This is a genomic window from Thalassotalea sp. ND16A (genome assembly GCF_000764205.1).
Classification (GTDB): Bacteria; Pseudomonadota; Gammaproteobacteria; order Enterobacterales; family Alteromonadaceae; genus Thalassotalea_A.
The window spans coordinates 1-24,259 of record NZ_JQDZ01000037.1 but is presented as its reverse complement, the minus strand read 5'-3'; the positions used below and the strand labels follow the sequence as shown (position 1 = coordinate 24,259).

14 protein-coding genes are annotated in these 24,259 nt (G+C 41.7%); 13 read left to right on the top strand and 1 reads right to left on the bottom strand.

Annotated elements, in window-relative coordinates; genetic code table 11:
* Window positions 1-139: 139 nt before the first annotated feature.
* The 5 genes from ND16A_RS12830 (at window position 140) to ND16A_RS12845 (ending at window position 6,027) form a co-directional block, all read left to right on the top strand.
* Complete coding sequence (locus ND16A_RS12830; RefSeq protein WP_152593832.1) at window positions 140-1,198, top strand: hypothetical protein; 1,059 nt, start codon at window positions 140-142, stop codon at window positions 1,196-1,198.
* Window positions 1,195-2,622, top strand: a complete 1,428-nt coding sequence (locus ND16A_RS12835) for a hypothetical protein (RefSeq protein WP_033076887.1) — start codon at window positions 1,195-1,197, stop codon at window positions 2,620-2,622. The genes ND16A_RS12830 and ND16A_RS12835 overlap by 4 nt, the downstream gene beginning before the upstream one ends.
* Window positions 2,623-2,759: 137 nt before the next feature.
* A complete protein-coding gene (locus tag ND16A_RS0118960) occupies window positions 2,760-2,960 on the top strand; it encodes a hypothetical protein (RefSeq protein WP_152593831.1) in 201 nt (66 codons plus the stop codon).
* A 151-nt stretch (window positions 2,961-3,111) separates the two neighbouring features.
* Window positions 3,112-5,097: a response regulator gene (locus ND16A_RS12840; protein ID WP_033076885.1), complete on the top strand. Its 1,986-nt coding sequence runs from the start codon at window positions 3,112-3,114 to the stop codon at window positions 5,095-5,097.
* 78 nt (window positions 5,098-5,175) lie between these two features.
* Window positions 5,176-6,027, top strand: a complete 852-nt coding sequence (locus ND16A_RS12845; protein WP_052072951.1) for a DUF417 family protein — start codon at window positions 5,176-5,178, stop codon at window positions 6,025-6,027.
* Here the strand turns inward: ND16A_RS12845 and ND16A_RS12850 are convergent.
* Window positions 6,016-6,927 carry a helix-turn-helix domain-containing protein gene (locus ND16A_RS12850; RefSeq protein WP_033076884.1) on the bottom strand — a complete coding sequence of 304 codons (912 nt, stop codon included), beginning with the start codon at window positions 6,925-6,927 and terminating at the stop codon, window positions 6,016-6,018. The genes ND16A_RS12845 and ND16A_RS12850 overlap by 12 nt on opposite strands.
* 188 nt (window positions 6,928-7,115) lie before the next feature.
* Here ND16A_RS12850 and exaC point away from each other — a divergent pair, with 188 nt between their 5' ends.
* The 8 genes from exaC to ND16A_RS12890 form a co-directional block, all read left to right on the top strand.
* Window positions 7,116-8,636, top strand: a complete 1,521-nt coding sequence (gene exaC / locus ND16A_RS12855) for an acetaldehyde dehydrogenase ExaC (RefSeq protein ID WP_033076883.1) — start codon at window positions 7,116-7,118, stop codon at window positions 8,634-8,636.
* Window positions 8,637-9,262: 626 nt separating this feature from the next.
* On the top strand, window positions 9,263-9,841 hold the full coding sequence (locus ND16A_RS12865) for an LPP20 family lipoprotein (RefSeq protein WP_033076881.1): 579 nt from the start codon (window positions 9,263-9,265) through the stop codon (window positions 9,839-9,841).
* Window positions 9,842-9,917: 76 nt separating this feature from the next.
* Window positions 9,918-10,760, top strand: a complete 843-nt coding sequence (locus ND16A_RS12870) for an ETEC_3214 domain-containing protein (RefSeq protein WP_052072950.1) — start codon at window positions 9,918-9,920, stop codon at window positions 10,758-10,760.
* 19 nt (window positions 10,761-10,779) lie between these two features.
* A complete protein-coding gene (locus ND16A_RS21475; RefSeq protein ID WP_052072949.1) occupies window positions 10,780-12,519 on the top strand; it encodes a transglycosylase SLT domain-containing protein in 1,740 nt (579 codons plus the stop codon).
* Window positions 12,520-12,625: 106 nt separating this feature from the next.
* Window positions 12,626-13,978, top strand: coding sequence for an OmpP1/FadL family transporter (locus ND16A_RS12875; protein ID WP_033076880.1), 1,353 nt, complete (start codon window positions 12,626-12,628; stop codon window positions 13,976-13,978).
* A 9-nt stretch (window positions 13,979-13,987) separates the two neighbouring features.
* Window positions 13,988-15,001 carry a hypothetical protein gene (locus ND16A_RS12880; RefSeq protein WP_152593830.1) on the top strand — a complete coding sequence of 338 codons (1,014 nt, stop codon included), beginning with the start codon at window positions 13,988-13,990 and terminating at the stop codon, window positions 14,999-15,001.
* A gap of 24 nt (window positions 15,002-15,025) precedes the next feature.
* Complete coding sequence (locus ND16A_RS12885) at window positions 15,026-16,942, top strand: hypothetical protein (protein WP_033076878.1); 1,917 nt, start codon at window positions 15,026-15,028, stop codon at window positions 16,940-16,942.
* Window positions 16,943-16,996: 54 nt separating this feature from the next.
* A partial coding sequence (locus tag ND16A_RS12890; RefSeq protein WP_033076877.1) for a putative Ig domain-containing protein occupies window positions 16,997-24,259 on the top strand: 7,263 nt, incomplete at its 3' end.

The following is a 24,259-nucleotide window of genomic DNA, read 5'->3' as shown; positions in this document are numbered from 1 at the left end:
ATGAGAAAAACAATTAAAAGTTGACGCATCGTGAACACTTGCGCTAAAAATTAAAGAAGGTTACGCGTTAAAAATTCAGGTGTTCACGATAAACCGGAATCGGTGTTCACGTTCGCCGGAATATGCAAATAAGTTATTATTGCTAAGTTTGTTGCTTCTTATAGGGTGTACGCCTAATGAATTTACCGCGGCTAAACGCTCTTATGAACAGGCAAAGTCTACTCAGCAATTAATACCTTTAACGGTGTCGCTTAAACAGCTTGCCCATTTTAAACCCGAACTGTACCTTGCCGAGCTAACTACTGCTAATAGTGCCAACATAAAATTTCAGCTAGCAAAGAAATATCTCGAACAAAAAAATTATTATCAGGCTTTCATGTCAAGCCATGATTCTAATCTAATGATAGATAGTGTGGAAAGTAAACACATATTGAAAGAAGCGGGTAGAGTACTGTTACCTTTTGCAAAAGCGTACGCTAACATTAAAAAATCGTCTAAGTTGCTTCCTTCATCATTATTCAACTTATTAATAGATCATCAATCCATACCCGCCGATAAATGGAACTTAATCGAGTTAAACCACCTTTTTGCACAGCTTAATGAAAGCAGAAACATTTTAATTATTTCGATAAATGAAATAAATTCAATAGACATGAGCTCGCTAGGTTCATTGTCAGAGCAAGTGGTAAGTTGGAAAAGTGATATATCAAACCAAGTTCAATATTATCAGCAGGCACAAGAGTATTTGAGTGAGCTTGCGCGTTTTAAATGTGCCAGTGCCCTAAACGTTTCAAATCTTAAACTAGCTGAACAAACAAGTTCTATATTGTTAGTTTTTCGTTCCAAAAAGATAAAAAAAGCAATCAAGCCCTTTTTTAATCAGGCCAAAATAGAATACGCAGCATGTAAACAATTGATTGAAAATATATCTTTAGTGTCTACTTTCAGTGGCTACAAAATTCACTCTAGCTGGTTTCCAAATTGGAGAAAGGTAGAAAGCAGTATTTTAGAGCCCGTTGAGCCAATTTCAGCCTACCCCTTGCAAGTAAAGCAAAGAGGCCAACAACTTCAATCATACTTAATCGAACCTGAAATTAGCAAACCAACAGCATTAGAAAATATTCATGATGTAAATGGTTTTAGCTCGCATTACGGTTCAATTGTTAACCTTATTGATAAGCTAAAGGTACATAGATGAATAAATTCCTTGCAATAATCGCGGTAATTTTATCTTTAATTTTGCTTTCTGTTAACGGCGCTTACGCGCAACCAGATAAAGTGTTGCCGCCGATCCTAGATTATTATCCTAACTGTGATTATCAAATATTAAAGCAGCATAGTGTGTCCGATGAATCGGAGAACCCTGACTCTAAAACCTTCAAAGCAAAGCTTCTAAAAAAATTAGGTAAAAAGGCCAGGAACCTTGGCGCAGACGCGCTAATTTTGCTGGATAAAACAGTAAAGCAAACAACTCGACAAAGACAATTTACTTCAGGAAGGGTATATAAGGGTTATAAAGTTGAATACACGGCTGAGTTTATAAAGCAATGCGAAGCAACGACTAGTGAAAACCGTAAGCTCACTCCATTAAATCGTCATGGTGAAAAGACACTAGCGACAAATACGATAAGTCAGATTACTCGAACAATAAATATTCGCTTTCCAAGCAAAGCAAAATTAACGCGACCAAGCATAAGTGATTCTGAGATTTCGCTAGCTAATGGACTCTATGGGGTTCAAATAGGAACCGATTTTCAAAATGTTATCGACACATTTGGAGCGCCAAGTGTCACGCTAAAATTACAGCAAGAAGAATTCATTATAAGTTACGGCCGCAGTCATTGGTTATATTTTCAATATGACAGGTTAGTCAAAATACAAAGTGAGCCGCCATTTTTATCTCAAGACACGCTTAATATGGTTCCGTTATTAGACTTCTTTGATAATAATTGGCATATAAACAATTTAGTAAAGCGCAAAGCCAATTTAGATGACGTTAGAACGGCATTAAAAATTAATACCGCTTTGAATGATAAAAATCAGTTGATTATCGAGGATAGCAATAATTTACTGGCTTTAAATTTCGCTTTTAGCAAAAATCATCATACCAACAACGTCACCACTTTTTTGCAAGGCTTCTCGATGCAAGCTAAGGATTATAGAGCGGCTGCCAGTCATCAAATCTCGGTAAACTCAGAGCAGTACCACGAAATTGAGCAACAAATCTTAAAGCTTGACCATACTAATGAAATTCTTTGGCAAGAGCTCAGTAGACAATTAGGTGAACCTCTCGGGCATATTACTTTAACCGCAGATTCGCAGTTAAATATTTATAACGCGCATTTAATCGTATATTTAAAAAACTCAGAACTGAAAACTATTTATTTAAACGAACAGGTATTTTCAGAAGCTGTTGTTTTTTCTGATGAGTCTTTTGTTTGGAAGTTAGGCCGTTTCAAGTCTGGCTCATCATTAGCTGAGCTTAGTTCATACTTTCCTGAAAATGCTTTTATTACCGATGGGGAAGTAGGAATAGAAACTGAAAATTACTCATTATCATTATTTTTTGATGATGAAGATGGAAAGTTCGCCTTATATCAAGCCGAAATAAAGTTATTTTAGTCTATATCACCGTCTTCCTGATTGCAGCTGGAACACGGTGTTATTGGTCTGCTTCTGTGACTGATTAATTTGGCGGGGTCATTTGGTATCGAGGTTATTTTAAGGAACCTAGAGCCAGTAATGAAGACATCGACAGTTTGTTGGATTTTTATCAAATCAAACACATTGTCGTCGGCCAAACTTCACAGCCAAACATACAAAGCCGATACAAGGGCAAAGTGATCGCCATTGACAGCAGCATTAAACATGGCGCATATGGAGAAATCCTGTTAATTGATAGCAATGCTAATATGCTAAGAGGAACGCTAGCCGGTGATAAACTGGCGATAACGGAATGACTGTTAACAACACTGGAAGCGTGTATTGATTGAAGTTCACTAAACCCAAAAATAATCAGGGTATTGCTTGAGTGGCGCATTCTTGCCCGTAAAAATGGACTTTATTTCATAAGCCGTTTATTCTCTGAGTATTAAATAAGGGTGTTTTTTCATGAAATCAAGTAATTGCACTGCTCAACCAGCTATCGAATTGTTTCAAGTTGTTCTTGATGCGCTGCCTTTTTGTGTGTTTTGGAAAGATAGAAACAGTGTTGGCCTTGGCTGTAATCAAGCCCTGGCCGATGTTGCAGGACTTGATTCGCCCAAAGATTATTTAGGCAAAACGGATTATGATTTGCCCTGGACCACCGAAGAAGCCGACTTTTTTCGTGAGTGTGATCGCCGAGTGATGGAATCGGGTGAAGCGGAATTAAACATTATCGAAAGTCAAAGACAGGCCAACGGCCGGCTCGCCTGGCTTGAAACCAGCAAGATCCCGCTAACCGATAGCAATGGTGACATCATCGGTATATTAGGGGCATTTCACGACATTACCGAACGCAAACGACTCGAAGATGAGAATATAGCCAATCAAAAACTGGACTCTCTTGGCACTCTTGCCGCCGGGCTCGCACATGACTTTAATAACATTTTGATGATGATCCTTGGCTCTTCTCAGCTGGCAAAAATGAAAATTGGCAACGGCGCCGAAGACACCGAAATTGTAAAATATTTAGATAGCATTGAAGATGCGACTTCCCGCGCCTCCGTTCTCACTGAAAAATTTATGAACTATTCGCAGCGAGGAGAGGTGACCAAATCGGTTTGTAACCTCGCTGAAATGATCAACGAGTCGATGTCTTTTGTCCGGTCTACGATAAAGTCGGCAATCAAATTTAAGGTTGATGATAAGAGCGCGGCTCTGTATGCCGACATTAACCAAATTCATCAGGTAATGAACAACCTGCTACTCAATGCGGCGCAGGCATCAGCCAATAATGAAGAAATTATTGTCTCGATCAGCAAATGTGAAATTCAGCACTCAAACCATGCTGAACTTAGAGCCGGAAGCTACTTTGCCATTGCCATTAAAGACCATGGCGTGGGCATTTCTGAAGAACAAAAAGGGGATATATTCAAACCCTATTTTACCACCAAGGAATATGGCCATGGGCTAGGCCTGAGCTCTTGTGAGACAATAGTGAAAAATCATAACGGTGCTATTGAAGTTGAATCAAAACTGGGGGTAGGCTCTACTTTTACCGTTTATTTGCCAATATTTGAACAAAATCAAGATATTAAACTTAAATACCGACCATTTTCAAATGATATCATCCGCGGCTCTGGCCGCATCCTGTACATTGAAGACGATTTAAACACGCAAGCCGCTACGTTAGAAATGCTGCAAGAGCTAGGTTATGAAGTGCAATGTTATTATGATGTTCAAGCGGCAGTTAATTACATAAAAAAACACCCGGAAAGTTTTGATATTGTCATTACCGATTTTATTATTGGCGATTTTTCACAAGGTGGGATAACAATTCTCGATCAGGTTCGACAGTTACGAGCCGATTGTCCGGTAGTGTTGATCACCGGCTACTTTGAGCATATAGAGCAACGAGAAGAAACGCAGCCGCAGTTTTCTTATATTGCCCAAAAACCCATCGGTTTGGCAAAAATCAGTCAAATAACCAATAGGTTTATTCATTATGAAGGTAAAGCCGAACGACCAAACAACTCAAATTCATTGGCCTTGCTGCAAACTGATACTGATATTAAAGAGCTAAAACCTAGTCACCCAAATGATAAAAAAATTCTGGTTGTTGACGATGAACCTATCATCATTAAGTTTTTAGAATCTTATCTAAATTTCCATGATTATCATGTGCTTAGCGCCAGTAATGGGTTGTTGGCACTGGAAATCCTTAATCAGCAAGCTATTGATTTGATCATAACCGACCAAAGTATGCCGGAGATGACGGGCATAGAACTGAGCCAGGCAGTTAAACAGTCATTCCCGAACATCCCGATTATTATGAATTCTGGCTACAGTGAAGACGTGGGCGAGCATAATATTAAAGAATTTGGCATTAGTCATTTTCATAAAAAAGCGACGAACGCCGAAGAGTTGGTAAAAGCCATTTCCAAACTTTTATAGTAATTATTAGAGATAATGAAAGTTAATTCAGTATCTCAGGTCCTATTGGCTCATCTTAATTATGAAAACAGGATCTCGATGAAGTCACTACAAATTAAATTCGTGCTAATATTAACCGGCTTATCTACCGCGCTGTTGGGGATAAGCATATTGCTTTTAGGCCCGCATAAACACATCACCTTAACCACCGACTTTTATCAAATCAGCGCATTATTTCCGGCAAATGTGTTTAATTTGTTAGCAGCACTTTCGTTTATCATCACTGCTGGCTTGTCTTTTATTTCTCTTAAGAAAAGTGAATTAATTCCAATCTTGGGCTACTCATTGATTGCTATAAGTCTAGTGCCTATTGGTTCTCTGGGGGCTGACTCGATGTGGATAGCGTCAATGGGCGGCTTTCCTGTGATCGGATCGGGCCAAGGGGTAATTAAGTATTTCGCGTTATTGTCAGTTGGAATACTGCTGATCAAGCGCAAATTATCTCCATTGCGGGCCACTTGGGTTAGCATCATTCCTGTGCTCTTGGTGTTGGTGTGGATAGGCGGCATGAAGTTCACCTTACTAGAGGCGCAAGGGATAGAAGGTTTGGTGAAAAGCTCACCATTGATGAGTTGGTTGTACAATTTTTTCAGCATTCAAACCACGTCAAATATCATTGGTGTTTATGATTTGATCGCCGTGGTGTTATTAATGTTGGCAATAATTTATCCGAAGCTTATTAAGCCCGCTATTTTAATGTCAGGCATGGTGTTTGTGGTTACCCAAAGCTTCTTAATCAGTTTTACTGGCGCGTTATCGACAGACACAGTGCTGTCAACCACAGGGCACTTTCTTATCAAAGATCTTTGGTATTTGGCGAACTTGATTTTTTATTATGCCGCGTTAACCGAATTCGCTAAGAGTAAAAAAACTAACGCTTTAACCGTCTAAATGCCTATTTTTAAAAGCACTTGGGCTCATGCCATAAAACTGTTTGAAACTGCGGCTAAAATGACTGCTATTGCTATAACCTAAAGCAAAACAAACATGAGTAATTTGCTTTCCATGTTCAATCAGTGTTGCGGCATGCTTTAATCGAATTTGTTGCTGATAGGCAATGGGCGTGCAACCTAAATGAGCTTTAAACTGTTGAAAAAATTTGCTTCTGCTCATACAGGCAATACGGCATAAATGGTCAATATCTAAGGTTTCCGGCAGATGATGATTGATGTAATGCAGCGCTGTATTTAAGCCATTGTTGTCGGGTTCCTGCGCACTGTGATGTAAGAGAAAATCTCGAGTTTGATGACGCAATAGTCGAATAGTAAGCTCTGAAATGGCTAAGTCGATCATGCAGTTTCTGTCTTGATGATTTTCGCTATATATTTGCACTATTCGGTGCAGTAGTGCTTGAGTTTGGCCGTTATGGTGCGTGTGTACTAAATGAGGTTTATATTGCCACTCACCATAGACTTGCTCAATTGGCGATTGTGCGTTTAAGCGTTGGGCAACTTGACTGATACGATCGGTGGATATTTCAATGGCCAAACAAGTGGTGGGTTGATTGAGTTTCGCCTCGGGGAAATCTATCTCTACCATGTTGTCTGGTGCCATCACGAAGGATTCGTGCGGATAAAAAGCGGTTTCAAACTTGTCGTTAGGCGAATGCATCACTTTTTTACCCGAGACCATGCCACAAAATAACAGTTGATCCGATTTTAGCGCAACCCGGTTGGCTTGCTCGAACGTGTCAAAAATACTCAGCTCGGTGTCGGGACCTGAAAACGTTATTTTATTCTCTACCAGAACCTTAGGTTTTTTCCTGTTTTTATCAATGCTTCCATGAATCATACGCACGCCTTTATATTCAATTGTTAATTATCAATGACCGTTTTTTACTAAGTTAAAAAGTTGGATAAGATTTTTTATCAAGTTTTTGTACTCAGAGTCAACTTTTATGGACTCACAGAATAGAAAATTTGCCAATGTATTACTAAGGTTAATGTTTTAGACAAAAAATACAATTAGAGGAAAGTCTTATGATTTATGCAACTCCCGGCCAAGATGGCTCGGTAATAACCTTTAAAGAGCAATACCAAAACTTTATTGGTGGTCAATGGCTTGCACCAGTAAATGGCCAGTATTTTGAGAATATCAGCCCGGTTAATGGTAAGCCATTTTGTCAGATCCCGCGTTCTGATGATCAAGATATCGAGTTAGCGCTTGATGCTGCGCATAAAGCCAAAGCAGCATGGGGAACCACATCGGTTACCGCACGTTCTAATTTATTACTGAAGATTGCCGATAAAATTGAACAGCATCTTGAATATTTAGCGGTGGCGGAAACCTGGGATAATGGCAAGGCCGTACGCGAAACTCTTGCGGCAGATATTCCGCTGGCGGTCGATCATTTTCGTTATTTTGCCGGCTGTTTGCGTGCTCAAGAGGGCTCGGTAGGGGAAATTGATGAAAATACCGTTTCCTATCATTTTCATGAACCATTAGGCGTTGTTGGCCAAATTATCCCGTGGAATTTTCCGATTTTAATGGCCGCCTGGAAGTTGGCGCCGGCACTGGCGGCCGGCAATTGCGTAATTTTAAAACCGGCAGAACAAACCCCGGTATCGATTTTAGTGTTACTGGAACTTATTGGCGATTTATTGCCGGCAGGCGTATTGAATGTGGTCAATGGTTATGGCGGTGAAGCCGGGCAAGCATTAGCGACCAGTAAGCGCATTGCCAAAATTGCTTTCACTGGCTCTACTCCGGTAGGCTCGCATATTCTGAAATGCGCCGCGGAAAACATTATCCCTTCCACGGTCGAGCTTGGCGGTAAATCGCCGAATATCTATTTTAAAGACGTTATCGAGCAAGAGGATGAATATTTCAGTAAATGTGTGGAAGGCACAGTGCTGGCCTTCTTTAACCAGGGGGAAGTGTGTACTTGTCCGTCTCGGTTATTTGTTCACGAAGACATATATCCACAATTTATGGAAAAAGTGATCGAGCGCTCAAAAGCGATTAAACGTGGCAATCCTTTAGATACCGACACTATGGTCGGCGCGCAGGCGTCGAAAGAGCAGTTTGATAAAATCATGAGTTACATTGCTATCGGTCAACAGGAAGGCGCCGAGCTTCTTCTTGGTGGTGATGTTGAATCGTTAGACAATGACTATAAAGATGGGTTTTACATTCAACCCACCTTGCTCAAAGGCAGTAATGACATGCGCGTATTTCAGGAAGAAATATTTGGCCCGGTGATTTCGGTGTCAACCTTTAAAGATGAAGCCGAAGCGCTAAGGTTAGCCAACAGCTCGGAGTTTGGTCTGGGGGCCGGCATTTGGACGCGAGACATGAATTTAGCCTATCGAATGGGCCGGAAAATAGAAGCCGGGCGGGTCTGGACCAATTGCTATCACATGTACCCGGCGCATGCGGCCTTTGGCGGCTACAAAAAGTCAGGCGTCGGCAGAGAAACCCATAAAATGGCGTTGGAGCATTATCAACAAACGAAAAACTTGCTGGTAAGTTACGATATTAATCCGCTTGGATTTTTCTAAGAGGTAGGGCGAACAACACCATAACCTCTTAACTCTCTGGGTTGAGAGGGGGTGTGTAAGGATGTACATGAAGCCGGCAGGTTGCGCCTGTTAATGCAACGTTACAAAAAAGTAACGCCTAAGTTAACGCCTTATTGTAAGCCCTGGTAAATAATATTAAGAGTGTTTTTGAATATAAATTGACCTTTTCAACAAAAGAGTGTTAAATATTCACTAAAGGAGTGTAAAACAAAGGATTGATTTAGATGGAAATGTTAATTAAGGGATTAAATTAAGTGAAACCGTATCAATTCAGGCCTACGAATGTATTAACTTTATTCATATTGCCTACTTACCAAACTATTTCTCTGCGCAACAAAATAAAACCATCTAAATGGCATAAAAATACTGCTCAAGTTACGTTAGATAACTTAACTTATATTACTCAAAATAGCATACTCAAATCCAACAATCAGTCCGTTAAAATACAAACCGTTAGCAACCAATTTTATGCTTTATTAACTACAATCGAACAACGATTTTTATTTAATAATTTGCAGCAACGGGAACGGTTAACCCCAAGTTTCAATATCACTTAACCATGACTCTTACGTCATAATTGAAGTTAATAATAAAAAGGACATTACATGAAAATTAAAACAATGTTATTCGCAACCGTCGCAGCTTCCCTTTTGTCTGCTTGTAGTTCAACGGAAAAAGTTAAGGCCAATGAACTCACATCAAATTTACCAGAATGGGTTTTAAACCCAACTATCGACAATGGCTTAGCTGCCTCAGAGTGTGTTAGATCTTCAGGTAATATGTCGGTAGATAGCAAACTGGTTGCCGCAAACGCTCGTCTGGCCTTATCACAACAAATTGAAACTCGTATTTCAGGACTCGATAAAACCTATTTAAACCGTATTGACTCAAATGAAGAGACAACTACCGGCAGTAACTTTAGCTCAGTATCTAAGCAGCTAACGAAACAAAAACTGAATGGCTCAAGAGTGGTTAAGTCAGACATCGTAAAAATTTCAGGTGTTGAACATTTTTGTTCTTTAATAACCCTTACGCCTAATGCAACAAAAGAGTTGTTTGCAGCAATTTTGGAAACTAGCAAACGTAGCGTAAACCCTACCGATGAAAAGTTCTTATATCAAGAGTTTAAAGCGCAACGGGCAGAACAAAGCCTAGAAAATGAATTAAAAAGATTAAAGAAATAGCTTGAATAATCTAAACAGACAAAGGTGCAGGCTGGCTTGCATCTTTGTCATAACAGCAATAGATCACTAAGTAGTTATGAATACAACTGAAAACACTCCAACGGATGAAACCATTACTCACATTATTGAAGAAGTAATAGAGCATCAAACGGAAGTCGCGAAACCAAGTTATGTTAAAAGGGTACAAACGTCAATTATGATGTTTGCTGCCATTATGATTTCGGCCGGGCAATGGGCAGACACTCGTGAGTTAGCGATCGATTTATATGAAGATGGGGTAGCCATTTTTACCGATCAATTAGAATACGAAGTCATTAACCGAATCAATGTTGGCAACTCAGTTCAATATGTTCAGTCGTTTTATGGTGAGCCACAAATCATTAAACGTTCAAAATTAAATCAGTCCATTCTTTTTCAATATTATACCAAAGACAAATATGACTTAACCTTGATCACCTCAGATTCTCGCATCGTTGGCTATAGCATTTACCCTAAAGTTGATGGTTTCGCACCGAATATTCCTTTTTTGGAAAAATTAGGTGATAGCTCGCTAAGAAAGATGAGCGATCAACCGGGAAATTACCACTACGATATCAATAATTTATTTTATTATCTCGAATCTCAAGAATTGGGCAAACAGCAAATGTTTTTAACGGTTATCCGTGGCTATCTTGAATATGCAGCTCAACCACAACCTTCAAAAATAGCGGTTAATTATAAAACTTCACTACTTTCCTCATTTGAAGCACTGAACAAACAGGAAATGTTTGCGACAAATGACGAAGAGGTCTTGCCGATACTGGATGAGCTTCGAAAGAAAGTTATTCCAAACTTTTATGCCATCACCGAGTTGAAAACAGACATTGTTGCCGAATCGCTATTAACACGATACGAATATCTAATGTTTACTGAAAGCTAATAATAAGGAACGCAGCACGATGAGAAAACTAACAATAATTTCAATTGCCGTAACTATTAGTCTATCGACAATGGTAAATGCCAATGATTTTGCTAATGATCCATTTGCTGAATTAGATCAAGAAATTGAACAACTCGAAAATGAAGGAAGCATTGACGAGCAAAAAGAATTCAATCAATGGAAAGATGATTATTTAGCTGAATATCAGCAGTTTCGAAAAGTGCATTTTAAAAAGTTGGATGATATTCGAGATAAGTTAATTAACACCTGGGGTAGTGCAGAGGTTTCTACCGTAAGCAAATTTGTAAATTACAGTGATCAGCAAGACGTTAAAACGGTTATCGATTATTCTAAGAATGAAATACGAATCAGTGTGATCCACGATGCTGATGAAAGTGTATCCGAGCAGAAATTGGTTGAATCTTTAACTAGCACGGCCAAGAAAATTGACAACGAAACCGAAAGTGAACATTTGCAAGCTGAACTCAGCAAAGATCCAGGAAAGTTAATCTCCGGCAAAGCGGAAGTCGCTCAATATACACCGACACACATTGATATTGAAAAAACATTCGACCACGAACGCATCTTAATTGAAGAGCAGTCCATTGCTCAAGAACAACAAATAGAAAAATTATATGATTTAATGCATGTAAGTAAAAACCAATCATCGACAGATAGTGTCGTTGAAGATGAAGTCATTAAACAAGCAGCAGCGAAAGCAGCCATAGCGAAAGAGGCAGCAACGAAAGAAGCCGCAGCGAAAGCAGAAATAGCGAAAGAAGCCGCAGCGAAAGAGGCCGCAGTGAAAGCAGAAATAGCGAAAGAAACTGCCGCAAAAGAAGCGATAGCTAAGGAAGCAGCAGCAAAAGAAGCGATAGCCAAAGAAGCGAAAGCGAAAGAGGACGCAGCAAGAGAAGCAATCGCCAAAGAATCGGCCGTAAGAGAAGCTGCAGCGAAAGAAGCAATAGCGAAAGAAACTGCAGCCAAAGAAGCCGCAGCCCAAAATGCAATAGCAAAAGCGGCTGAGGCTAAATATATTGAAGCTGAAAAAGCGATTGCTGCGCAGAAGCAAAAAATATTAAAAGAAAAGCAACAGCGCCTGATTGAATTAGCGAAAACCAAACAAAAGAGTGAAAAAACTCACTTAAGAGACGATTTAAAAACTAAGAAGATCACTACTTATACTATCCCTTTAAGGAGTAAAACAGAGTTTAAACGAGCCCAACCATTCATCGTTAATGTCAAACAAGAAAGTCAACGCTGGGAATTGTCACCAAGTTTGATGTTGGCAATTATGCATACCGAAAGTTACTTTAACCCCAAAGCTCAATCTCATATCCCCGCATATGGCCTGATGCAAATCGTGCCAAGAACGGCAAGCATTGACGTAAACCGATTTTTATACAAAAAAGATGAGGCGATGACTCAAAAAACGTTATTTCAACCGGGATCTAATATCGAAACTGGCGGTGCTTACATCCATATTTTAAATAGTAAGTACCTGAAAAATATAACAAATGATGAAAGCCGAACCTACTGCGTTATTGCGGCTTATAACACCGGCAGCGGTAATGTTGCTAAAACCTTCAATGCCGATAAATCGAGAAATGTAAGAAAAGCAGCGAAGGTCATCAACAAACTGTCACCACAACAAGTTTATGACACTTTAGTCGGTAGTCTTCCCTATGAAGAAACTCGAAATTATTTGAAGAAAGTCACAAAACGCAGAGCATTGTATTTAGAACTCGACAAAATCTAAGTGTATATCTTGCTAAGAGGCTGTACTTACCGTTCGTTGAGCTGAGTTTTACCTGTTGAATATTGTTTAAAAAGAATTAAAAAATTAAGAATAAGAAGGAAAAAAAATGAACACATCGATCAAACTGTTGGCGCTATGTTGCTCAATGGCCTCTGCCGGTGCATTTGCCGCAGAACGAATAGAAGTCCCATCCAGCTTCAACCCGGTAGGCTCTGGCGCAAGGGCTTTGGGGCAAGGCGGAAGCTTTATCGCGGTTGCCGATGACGCCACTGCGGCTTCCTGGAATCCAGGCGCGTTAACGCAATTAAGAACCACTGAATTGGCAATCGCTTATTCGTATACCGATTTAACCGAAGATAATAGCTTTAGTGCCGAGCCACAGTTAAATGGTGAGCAAACGGTCGATAGTTCTGACATTAACTATTTAGCGTTTAGTGTGCCTTGTGGTGCCGACACTTGTGGTAAAAATATGGTGTTTTCGGTGAACTATCAACGCTTATATGATTTGTCTCGTCAGTGGAATATGGCAAGAAATCCAGAAGATGATGATATTTCTAACGATGTGAGTGAAACTCTTCAGTACAAACAACAAGGCTCATTATCTGCACTCGGTTTAGCCTATGCAGTGCAATTGACGGATACGTTATCCGTTGGTGCCACCTTGAATTTTTGGCAAGATGGGATGTTGGGGGATGACTGGTCTATAGACAGTAGTTATCAAGAATCTGGAAATCTAGATACACTCCCATTTGCTAATGAAGAGGAAACAAGTTACTCCAATGAATTTGAGGGATTTAATTATAATTTAGGACTGCTTTGGCAGGTTTTTCAAGACAATGAAACCAAGTTAACCATAGGTGTCGTTTACAAGTCAGGTTTTACTGCTGACATTAGTCAAACACGAGAATTTGAATATAGTAATACTTTCCCAACGTTGCCCGATTGGAATGAGTCTTTTGGCCCGTTTACTGAAAGCAATGAGCAAGAATTAGAAATGCCACAATCTTTTGGTTTAGGTTTGGCCTATCAAATGTCAGATAACTTCACTATGTCTGTCGATGTTTATCAAACCAGCTGGAGTGACTTTGTATTAACCGATGCTGATGGTACGAAACGTTCGCCATTGAGTAATCTTCCTATTGAAGATCATGAAATTGATGACACTACGCAAATAAGAGCAGGGGCTGAATACCGGATTATAAGTCAGGAATTTGGTGACAACTACATTATCCCAATTCGCGTTGGTGTGTTTTCTGATCCCGCTGCCGCAGAAGGTAGCCCTGATGATACTTATGGTTTTTCAATGGGAACCGGTATCGCTTATGAACACTTTGTGTTTGATATTGCCTACCAATACCGCTTTGGTGACGATATCGGTGAATCGGCATTGCCTGAATTAGGCTATTCTCAAGATCTCGAAGAGCATCAGTTAATGGGTTCGGTGTTTTACCGCTTCTAAAAAATGCCCTTGAATATGATTGTCACAGCTAAATTAAAAGCAAAGCTGGCCGTTGCGCCTGCTTTGCTTTTACTGTGTGCAAATTTTAATGTGTTTGCTGACCAAGCCCCAGATGTGAAACTGGCATTTAACCCTGCCATTTATAGTTTCCAATATGTTGCCAGTGCACCAGTACCATTAATAAAAAATAACGAAAAACTTGTACATGACATTGCGGCTTTAAGCCACAATTTAAAGGCGTTAGCAACAGCAAAATCCTATTTTGATTTAACTTATGGTTATATCAAAAATTACGGCAGAAGCTTTGTCGAGTCGTTAAATGTTACAACCTTAAAGCAACAGCTTCATATTAATTCTTTGGCACCAATTCGCTCGTTAACGATTGCCCAACAAACATTACCATTGCATCACTTTGTTTTACTGGAAACTTCAACCAGCGACGAGCAAATATTTAAATATACTATTCCAGAAAATGTGCTCTCTAGTGTTTGTCTCAATGATAAGAGTTGTCATGTAGCCGTCACCGATATTACCGGTAAGAAACACTCACATATATACACCCCAAACACCACGAAAACACCGCCAACAATACAGGCTGTCGGTTTTTATGGTTTACCGTGCGTACCGTCATGTACTGCGTTAAATAGTAAGTCTTTGAGTACCTTGGCTGAATTACTCAGTATAAAAGTTGTCGATGTGTCGAATCAACAACTTACTTTTAACGAGCAAATCCTTTGCGAATCCGGAGTATTAAATAATTGTCAAAATGGCATCGCCAATCGCGATAAAAACAATACTGTAGAGTGGCAGGTGATGGAAAATCAATTGGTTGTGCAATTACAAGAAATATCTAAAGTTACACGTTTTTATCAAGCAGAAGTACTCATTGCCTGGGTAAACCCGATGATGAGTGAAACCCGCACGGTGACGACTGTATTTGCTCGTCATAAGAATAAACAACGACTAATTGAAGTCTTGGCCAATAAAGTAGCGGTTATCGCCAAGGTTGTGATTGCCGGTTAGGCAAAGGAATTATGTAATATGAGAATGACTATTAAATTATTAACTGCCATCTTAACATCAATCTTTTTGATCAGTTGTCAGTCAAATGGTGATGCTAACTCTTCTGCTAACACGACAACTAACACTGTCACTTGTGCAAAAGGCAGTGCTCAATGCTGTGGCAAAACTCGTGGTACCTTCTTAGGCGATTGGTTTGACTATTATGAGCGAGGGTTATCGTATGCTGACTGCTTAATGTGGCAAGAAGCGTATAAAGATTTGTCAACGGCTATCAGTAAACGCGGTCAGGATAAGAGAAGGGTATATACCCTGGGCATGCACTTTATCACTAACTATTTTCCACACCGAGAAATAGGCATTGTGCTATACAATCAAGGGAAATATCAACAAGCCAAACAGCATTTAGAAACATCAATTGTTCAGTTTCCGTCAACAAAAGCAGAAACGTACCTGAATAAAACCCGGGTTAAATTAGAAAGTGTGATCGACAAAGAAAAATCGGCGCCAAAGTTTGCTTTACTATCTCGAAGCAATTGGTCGAACCAAAAAGGCAGATCACTTGAACTGACCATAACGGATGATACTTTTATTGATAAAGTGTGGATTGATGGCGAACTGTTTGTATGGCAAGACGTGACCGAGGTGGATAAAACGCCGGTAAGTATTCAGCGTGCTAAGGCTTTAATTCAAGTGAATAAAGTTATCACCAGTAGTAAAACCGAAATCATCATCGCAGCAGAGGATATCTTTGGTAATAAATCGACCAAAACAATAGAAAATAAAGTCGATGTAATACAGCCGGAAATCTCGATTCAACGAATTGAAGAAAATGAATTTGGTGAAGTGGAAGTTGTAGGCATTATTTCCGATCGTCAATCTGGCATAGCCTGGGTGAATGTTGGCGGCGAAAATATAAATGTTTCTGGCCAAAACACTTATGAGTTCTCTTTTGTTGCCGAAACCGACGTGTTTGATATTTCGGCGCAAGACATAGCTGGTAACCAATTATCCTTAAATAGAGCGGTTAAATTTTCTCAACCTATTACCATCGACCTGCAATCAGAGGATGTTATATCCACTCAAGAAAATAGCTGGATCCTCTCAAGCTGGTTAGAAAGCTCACATGATATTGGTTCATACACCATCAATGGAAAATCCTTTACATCTAGTGGCGCCAGATTACACATCAGCCACGAACTCGACTTAGCGGAAGGCGTTAATACCTTTGAATTAAGTGTAGAGGATGAATCCGGACAAAGTGCCAGCAAAATAATACAAATCACTCGCACCGTACCACACCATCTTGCAAGCAATGAACGCCTTGTTATGGCGTTATTTCCTTTTGCCTGCGATCAAAACACCGGTGTTAGCTGTGACAGCGCGCAGATTAGTTATCAACAAATGGATGAGAGTGTGCGAGCGAGAAAACGCTTTCAGTTAGTAGAGCGGGCTACTTTATCTAGTCAACTCGACTCGTTAAAAATTTGTGAGCTTATGGTCACCGATAAATGCGCCTGGCAAACGGCGCAGCTAGTGAGAACACAAAGCATGTTTGTTGGTGAAATGATTGTCAGAAAATCAGCCGGCAACGCCAGTGAAGAAGTCTATGCCCGTATTATAGACGCCGTAAACGGCAGTGTCTTAATTTCTTTTGATGCTTATCGCGAAAACCAGAGTCAAGAGACTGTAAATAAACAACTTTATGTCAAATTGCATGAACGTTTTCCTTTGTTAAGTACTGAAAATATTTTGCTCGATGACGATGAAATTACCGCCGATTTTGGCTCTGGATTTCAGCTCTGGAAAAACATGCCAATGAAGCTGTTTAGCGATGAAAAAGCCTGTGCCCAAGGCTTAGTGGTAGAGCAAGACAGTAAAACAAAAATAGAACTAAATGAGCGCTGTAAAGCCAAGGGTAAGAAGCGTTTGGTTACGCTGTAAGCCTAATGGTTACAAAATTTTAAAAGAATAAATCGTAAGTACTAAGGTAATATTTTGAAAAAAATAATAAAAATATGGGTTTGTTTGATCATAACTATGAACAGCTTTGTGGCGGTCGCGGAAACAAGTTATCAATTTGAGCGTATGTGGCCTAATTTACCACAGCCCTGGTATTTTAATACTATGTCTTTAGCGGTAGACCCGGAAAGCGATAACTTTGTCGAGTTACGAGTTAGCAGCTTTGATGCTCAAAATATAAGGTATTTTTCTCAAGATGGTAACTTGGTTAAACAATCTTCTTTAAAGCAGTTGTTGAATATTGAAGCTGCTGGTACGTTTGCCGCGATAGATTTTATTTTAAGTAAAAATGATAAATTATATTTTGTTGTCTCCAATGCCGATTTTTCAGTAACTTCCCTGTATTCAGTCAGTAAGGGTGTGGTTGAAAAATTGTTTGATTTTAAAGTCCCACTAACAGACCAAGATTTTAGCAATACTAAAGCATTCAATATCAGCGATGATGCGTTTTTTTATACCGTTCATGATAATGAAGGTGATATACACCAAGTCATCGTGAATAAGTTAGACATGACAGGTAGTGTGACAAAGAACGTCACTTTAGTTGGTGTTTCGCCTACCAGTAACCCAGTCAATTATGGCTCAATGGAGGTAACCACCCAAGATAAATTGTTAGTTAATGCCGATGCCAGGCTTTATCAATTAGATCTACATTTAGTTACCGAAAAAACTTATAGCTTGCCAGCGACTGATGGCGATATCATTACCGGTTTTGCTTTCGAGTTTCCTTCGGTTGCGCAAAATATTGAAGATGCAACGTTGCACGTAACGTCCTTAACCGGTGTGCTTAGCGCATATAGCATAACTGGCGATATTCTAACACTTGAACGCGCCATCACTACCAGTGATGGCTTGAGATCTCCGGTACTTGATAGTAAGAAGAATTTGCTGGTTAAGACGGAAGGCGTTGTTAATATTTTTAATTCTTCTTATGGCAATATAGGCCGCTTTGCCCAGCGCGGTAGTATTCGAAATGGTTTCGATGGTTTTGTTGGACAATTGCAATATATGGATACCAATGGCGATAAGATTTATGTTATCGACAGTGCTTTTTCAGTTGTTAAAATTTTTGACAGAAATGGGGCATTTTTAAGTTATTTTGAATTGGATGCTGGTGATGATAGCCGGTTTTTTTATGACATCAAGGTAACAGACGAGCATATATTTGTTTTAACGTTAAATAATTGGGTAGATGTATACGATAAAAGTGGCAATTATTTACAGTTTTGGTATGTAACCCCTAATGTTACTGTCGCCGATATGACCAAGCCAAAATTACTCAAAACACCTGCAGGTCAGGTTTACCTTTTTGACAAAGATAACATATACGATTTTATTAATACTGCTAACGGCAGTAATATCAATGATACTGGACTAGTCACCCATAGCTATGCAGGAACCAGAAAGTTACTTACTTCAGCGCTGGATGCCAGTAATAATTTATTGTTGGTGACCCGGGTGGAAGAGAATTTAGATTTTAAATTTTATTTAGAAAAATATACCCCCGAAGGTGAGCTAGTTTTTGACAAACAAATAACCTTGCCTTTTGAAGGTTTGGGCGAACCGTTAAGTTCCGATCTTTATGTAAATAATTTCATTAGACCAACGTTAAATACAGATCAACTAAATAACATTTATTTATCTTTGTACGCCAATGTGCAAGTGTTTGATGAAACAGGCAGTAACCCCAATATTATCGCAAGTTTTGGCGATGGCCCGGGCGCATCTGGACTTGGTACTTTCATCGGTTTGCCTATTGCTATCACGGATACTGGCGATCTTACCTTGATGGACTTTTATCATAATCGCTTGCAAACCTACAAAAAAGTAACTGAGCTTTCCAACGCGAAAGCGATCATTATCGCCGGAGGTGGGCCATATACCGGGAATTCACTATGGAATGCGACCTTGATGAACGGCAACTTTGCTTATCGCACTTTACAAGGTCAGGGCTATAGCAAAGACAGAATTAAATATTTTGCGGAAGACAATTTTGATCTCGATGGCAATGGTGCCTTAGACGATTTTGCCGGTTTCCCGACCAAGGCGAACATTCAAGCGGCACTGGAAACCTGGGCATCCGATGCAGATAACGTGGTGATTTACCTGGTTGACCATGGGGGCGTGAATAATTTTCGTTTGAGTGAAACATCAACATTAGATGTCAATGAATTGAATACCTGGCTCTCGACTTTAGAAGGCAATATGTCAGGTGGTTTAACGCTGGTGTACGATGCCTGTAAGTCAGGCAGCTTCATTGACGAGTTGCAAGGGGAAAAACGTACCATAGTAAGCAGTTCAACAGCCGAAGAGAATGCCTACTTCTTATCCCAAGGGGCGGTGTCGTTTAGTTCATTTTTCTGGCAAAACGCTTTTAATGGTCAGTCAATAGGGGACAGTTTTTCTCAGGCAAGGTCAACGATATTGGCAAATGACTCAGTACCGCAAACCCCGCAAATTAGTGTTAACGGCGTGTTGCTTAGCGATGATTTAAGCAGCGTTGCATCGCAATATATTGGTAACGGTACCGAATACGCGCAAAATGTGCCGGTGATCACGTCGGTTTCAGCCCCGCAAAATATCAATGATGTTACCAGCGCCGCGTTAACTGCAACGGGTATCACCGATGATGACGGCGTCGCTCGGGTGTGGGGAGTGATCTGGCCGCCGAATTACGTGCCACCAGCGGGTGTCGCGCCAGTACTCGATTTGCCTACTGTGAATTTTACCAAAACCTCTGGTACAGATAACTATACGGCGACTTATACAGATTTTACCCAGGCGGGGGAGTATAAAATTGCGATTTTTGCCAGGGATGCCTTGGGTAATACCAGCCCGTCGAAAATGACCTCAGTGACGGTCGATAGTGCCTTGTCACGCAAGGTGGTGATTATTGGCGGTGGCATTGATGGTGAAAGTAGTACCGAAAAAGTTGAAGGACTTACTAAGCAGGCGTATGAAGCGCTTATTCGTCAAGGCTACGACGATAATAGCATTTATTTTATCGCGCCAACGTCTGCAAGTGTTGGCAATGATGGTTTAAACAGTTTATCGAATGTCGAGTATGCATTAACGAATTGGGCGAGTGAGCAAAGCTCTGACGTGTTTGTCTATTTGGTGGGAGAGAGTAATGGCGAAGGGTCGTTACAATTAACGGGTGATGATTCTGCGGTTACCGATGATGACTGGCTAACCAAGACGCAATTAACCACCTGGTTGAACACCTTGCAAAGCAGCGTTACCGGTACCGTATCGATTTTAGCCGATATGTCTAACGCCGGCCAATTGATCGGCAGTTTACAAAGTGATAGTGAGATTAACCGAATTGTCATGAGTAGTACCTCATTAGATCAATCGGCGTTATGGTCTTCTTCCAATATGCCAAGCTTTTCCAAGTACTTTTGGAGTCAGGTAACCTCCGGCTCAAGCATTCGTGATGCCTTTGTGTATGCGAAAAAAGCGGTGGATTTCCCGGTATTTAAACAAGCGCCACAACTCGACGATAATCATAATGGTGTCGCCAATGAAAAACGTGATGGTCGTTATGCTCGCACCCGTTGGGTCGGCATGGGGATATTGACCGCTGGGGATGAACCGGTTATTAAAGAGTACAGCGGCTCAGCAACGGATAATGTGGTAACTGTTAGTGACTCGGCAGCGCACACTCTCTATGTGAATAACATCGTCAGTACGTCTGAGCTGACAAACGTTTCAGCGCACATTCTTGGCCCAAATAATCTTACTTCAACGGTAACGCTCACTCATACAGAAGGCAATAATTTTGCCGCATTGGTGGACGATTTTATTTATGCCGGCCAATATCAAGTCACTTTTGAAGCGCAAAACGTCGATGGTTACTTTGCCACACCAGTAAGCATACTGGTTGAGCGTGAAATTGCCGCCGGTGAAGGCGATGGTTTTGAAACAGACAACAGTCCAGACACCGCCAGTGTGTTAGAAATAGACGCACAAACCATCAATCGACATACCTTACATGAAGAATCCGACGAAGATTGGTATGTGTTTTACCTTGGCACCGATGCTCAGGGTAATTTTGCCTATGAGCTTAGACTTGAAAATGTTGGCTTAGGTATCGACCCTCAAATTGAATTTTACGCCGAAGATGGCTCCACGCTGTTGAAAACTGTCGATGATGGCCTGGAAGGTGAAGGGGAAATGATGTCGGTGCCGGTCAGCACGCCAGGCATTTATTACGCAAAAGTGCGGGTATCACCCTTAGCCGAAAATGCATTTGATGATAGCAACAGCAGTTACGACATAGTGTTAGCGTCAACCGGTGCAGGATTTAATGGTACTGTGAAGGGTAAAGTTGTGGATGCAGAGACAGGCAGTGCCCTGTCACGGGTTCGTATTTTGACCAGTGACGGTGGTGGTGCGTTGACCTTACCAAATGGCTTGTTCTTTTTTGGCCATCCCAATGGTGATACCCAGATCACTTTTTCACTCGAAGGCTATGATGATTATGTTCAAGACATCACGGTGAAAGAGTTACAAAACATTATCGTCAGCCCAAGTATGGTCGCGACTGTTGCAAGTGTGAATAACGCGCCAGTCTTTACCAGTATAGGTGTAACGGCTTCTCTGCAAGGGGCGCTGTACAGTTACACCATTACGGCCAGTGACGCGGACGGCGATAACTTGACCTACAATGCGATAAACCTGCCGGGTTGGTTAAACCTAAACGGCAATGTGCTATCGGGTACGCCGATTGACAGCGATGTGGGCAGCCATGCGGTCACCTTGTCAGTGACCGATGGACAAGACAGTGCCAATCAAAGCTTCACCATTGTGGTTGAAGCGGCGCCGGTTGTGAACACTGCACCAGTCTTTACCAGTACGGCAATTACGACTTCTATGGAAAGCGAATTCTACAGTTACACGATTACGGCCAGTGACGCGGACGGCGATAACTTGACCTACAGCGCGATAAGCCTGCCGGGTTGGTTAAGCCTCAACGGCAACGTGCTATCGGGTACGCCGAGCGCAAATGATGTGGGCAGCCATGCGGTCACCTTGTCGGTGACCGATGGACAAGACAGTGCCAATCAAAGTTTTGCTATTGTGGTTGAAGCGGCGCCGATTGTGAACAGTGCTCCAGTCTTTACCAGTACGGCAATTACGTCATCGGTGGAAGGCAGCTTGTACACGTATGCCTTAACGGCCAGTGATGCGAATGACGATGAGCTAACGTTCAGCGCGGTAAGCCTACCTTCGTGGTTAAACCTCAACGGCAATGTGCTATCAGGTACGCCGATTGACAGCGATGTGGGCAGCCATGCGGTCACGGTATCGGTGAGCGACGGCCAAGACAGTGTCAGTCAAAGTTTCACCGTAACGGTTGTTGATAATGGTATTGAGGGACTCAGCATTGAAGCACCGGCGGATATTATTATTGAAGCTACCGGGTTGACCACTGAGGTAGCGCTGGGTCTGGCGATTATTGAAGACGATAAAGACACGAACCTGCAAGGCAGTGTGGACAATGCCGGACCTTATGCCGTGGGTGAACATACCATCACTTGGTCGGTGACCGACAGTGATGACAATACGCAAACCGATACGCAGCTAATTACGGTTACCGATACCACGGCACCGGCTTTAGGTGACGTCGCGGAAGTGACGGTGAACGCGCTGGGCTATTACAGTGATGTGAGCAAACTGATGAGTTTGACCGGTTTTGATTTGGTCGACGGTGAGGTTGAAGCAATGCTTGTGGGTGAGGTTAATCGCACTCCAGGTCGTCATGCAATGCAGTGGCAGGTGAGTGATGCTCACGGTAACGCCAGTGAGGTGACTCAGTCGGTCGTGATATTGCCAATTGCGCGTTTGGGTGGTGAGTATCTGGCCGAAGTGGGCACGCAACTTAGTATTCCTGTATCGCTTAATGGCAACGCGGTTGATTATCCGGTGAATTTAACGGTTGATGTTTCGGCAACCAATGCCGCGGGCGTGAGCTTTAGCCTGCCATCGATAGAAGCGAGCATTAGCGAAGGTCAAGTGGGCAGTGTCGATGTGGACTTAACTTGGCTTGAAGTAGGCGATACGGTTGAGTTAACGCTCGGCTCTGTTACCAATTCAGTCCTAGGCACAGGCAGCGCAAGCATTAAACTGATTGATCATAACGTAGCGCCAGGGCTTGAGTTGTTGGGTTATCAAGGCAGCGACTTACGCAGCACGGTATTTAAAGACCAGGGCAGTGTGATGGTACTGGCCGCGATTGTAGATAACAACCCCATGGATACGCACAGCATTAGCTGGGACAGCAGCTTAACCAATACCAGCGGTGTTGCGGGCCAGTTTAGCTTTGACCCGGCAGTGGTAGACGAGGGCAGTTATTTGGTATCGGCAACGGTAACGGAAACCAATACCAGCGAGCAATACAGCACTACCGTGACTTTGAGCCTGAACGTGGCGGCGTCAACGCCGATGCTTTCAAGCAATCAAGATAGCGACAATGACGGTATTAATGATGACATTGAAGGTTTTGGCGACAGTGACGGTGACGGCATAGCCGACTACCTTGACGACAACCAGGACGTTTCGCAATTGCCAATTGGGCAGTTTGAGCGATTACAAACCTCACCAGGATTGATGCTATCGATAGGACAAAGCGTGCGTCAGGCCCTGGGCGTAAATGCTAGCATGGCGAGCATGAGTACCACCGACTTTGCGGCGCTGATGAATAAAGACAATAGCGCAATCGGCAGTTCGTCGATGACGCCAGTGATGGATTTCATCATCAGTGGCTTAACGCAAGCGGGCGATGCCGCAACGGTGATAATACCATTGCCGAGGGGCTTGAGTTTGCCGGCCAATGCCGAGTACATGAAGTACCACATAAACAACGGTTGGAGCGCGTTTGTCGAAGAGGGTGGTAACAGCATCGCGTCTGCGGCATTAACCGATGACGGACAATGTCCAGCCATTGGTTCGATGGACTATCAAAGTGGTTTACTGGAAGGTACGTCGTGTATAGCCCTGACGTTGGTCGACGGTGGTGCGTACGACAACGATGGTTTGGCCAATGGTCAAATTGCCGACCCTGCGATTATCAATTCAAACTACGCCCCTAATGTCAGCATTGACGGTATTGCGGCGATGGATGAGCTAACCACAATCAGTCTTACGGCGAATGCGCTTGACCCGGAAAATGCGGCGCTGAGTTACCTGTGGGAGCAAATTTCAGGACCGAGTGCCGAGCTGGTCAATACCGACAGC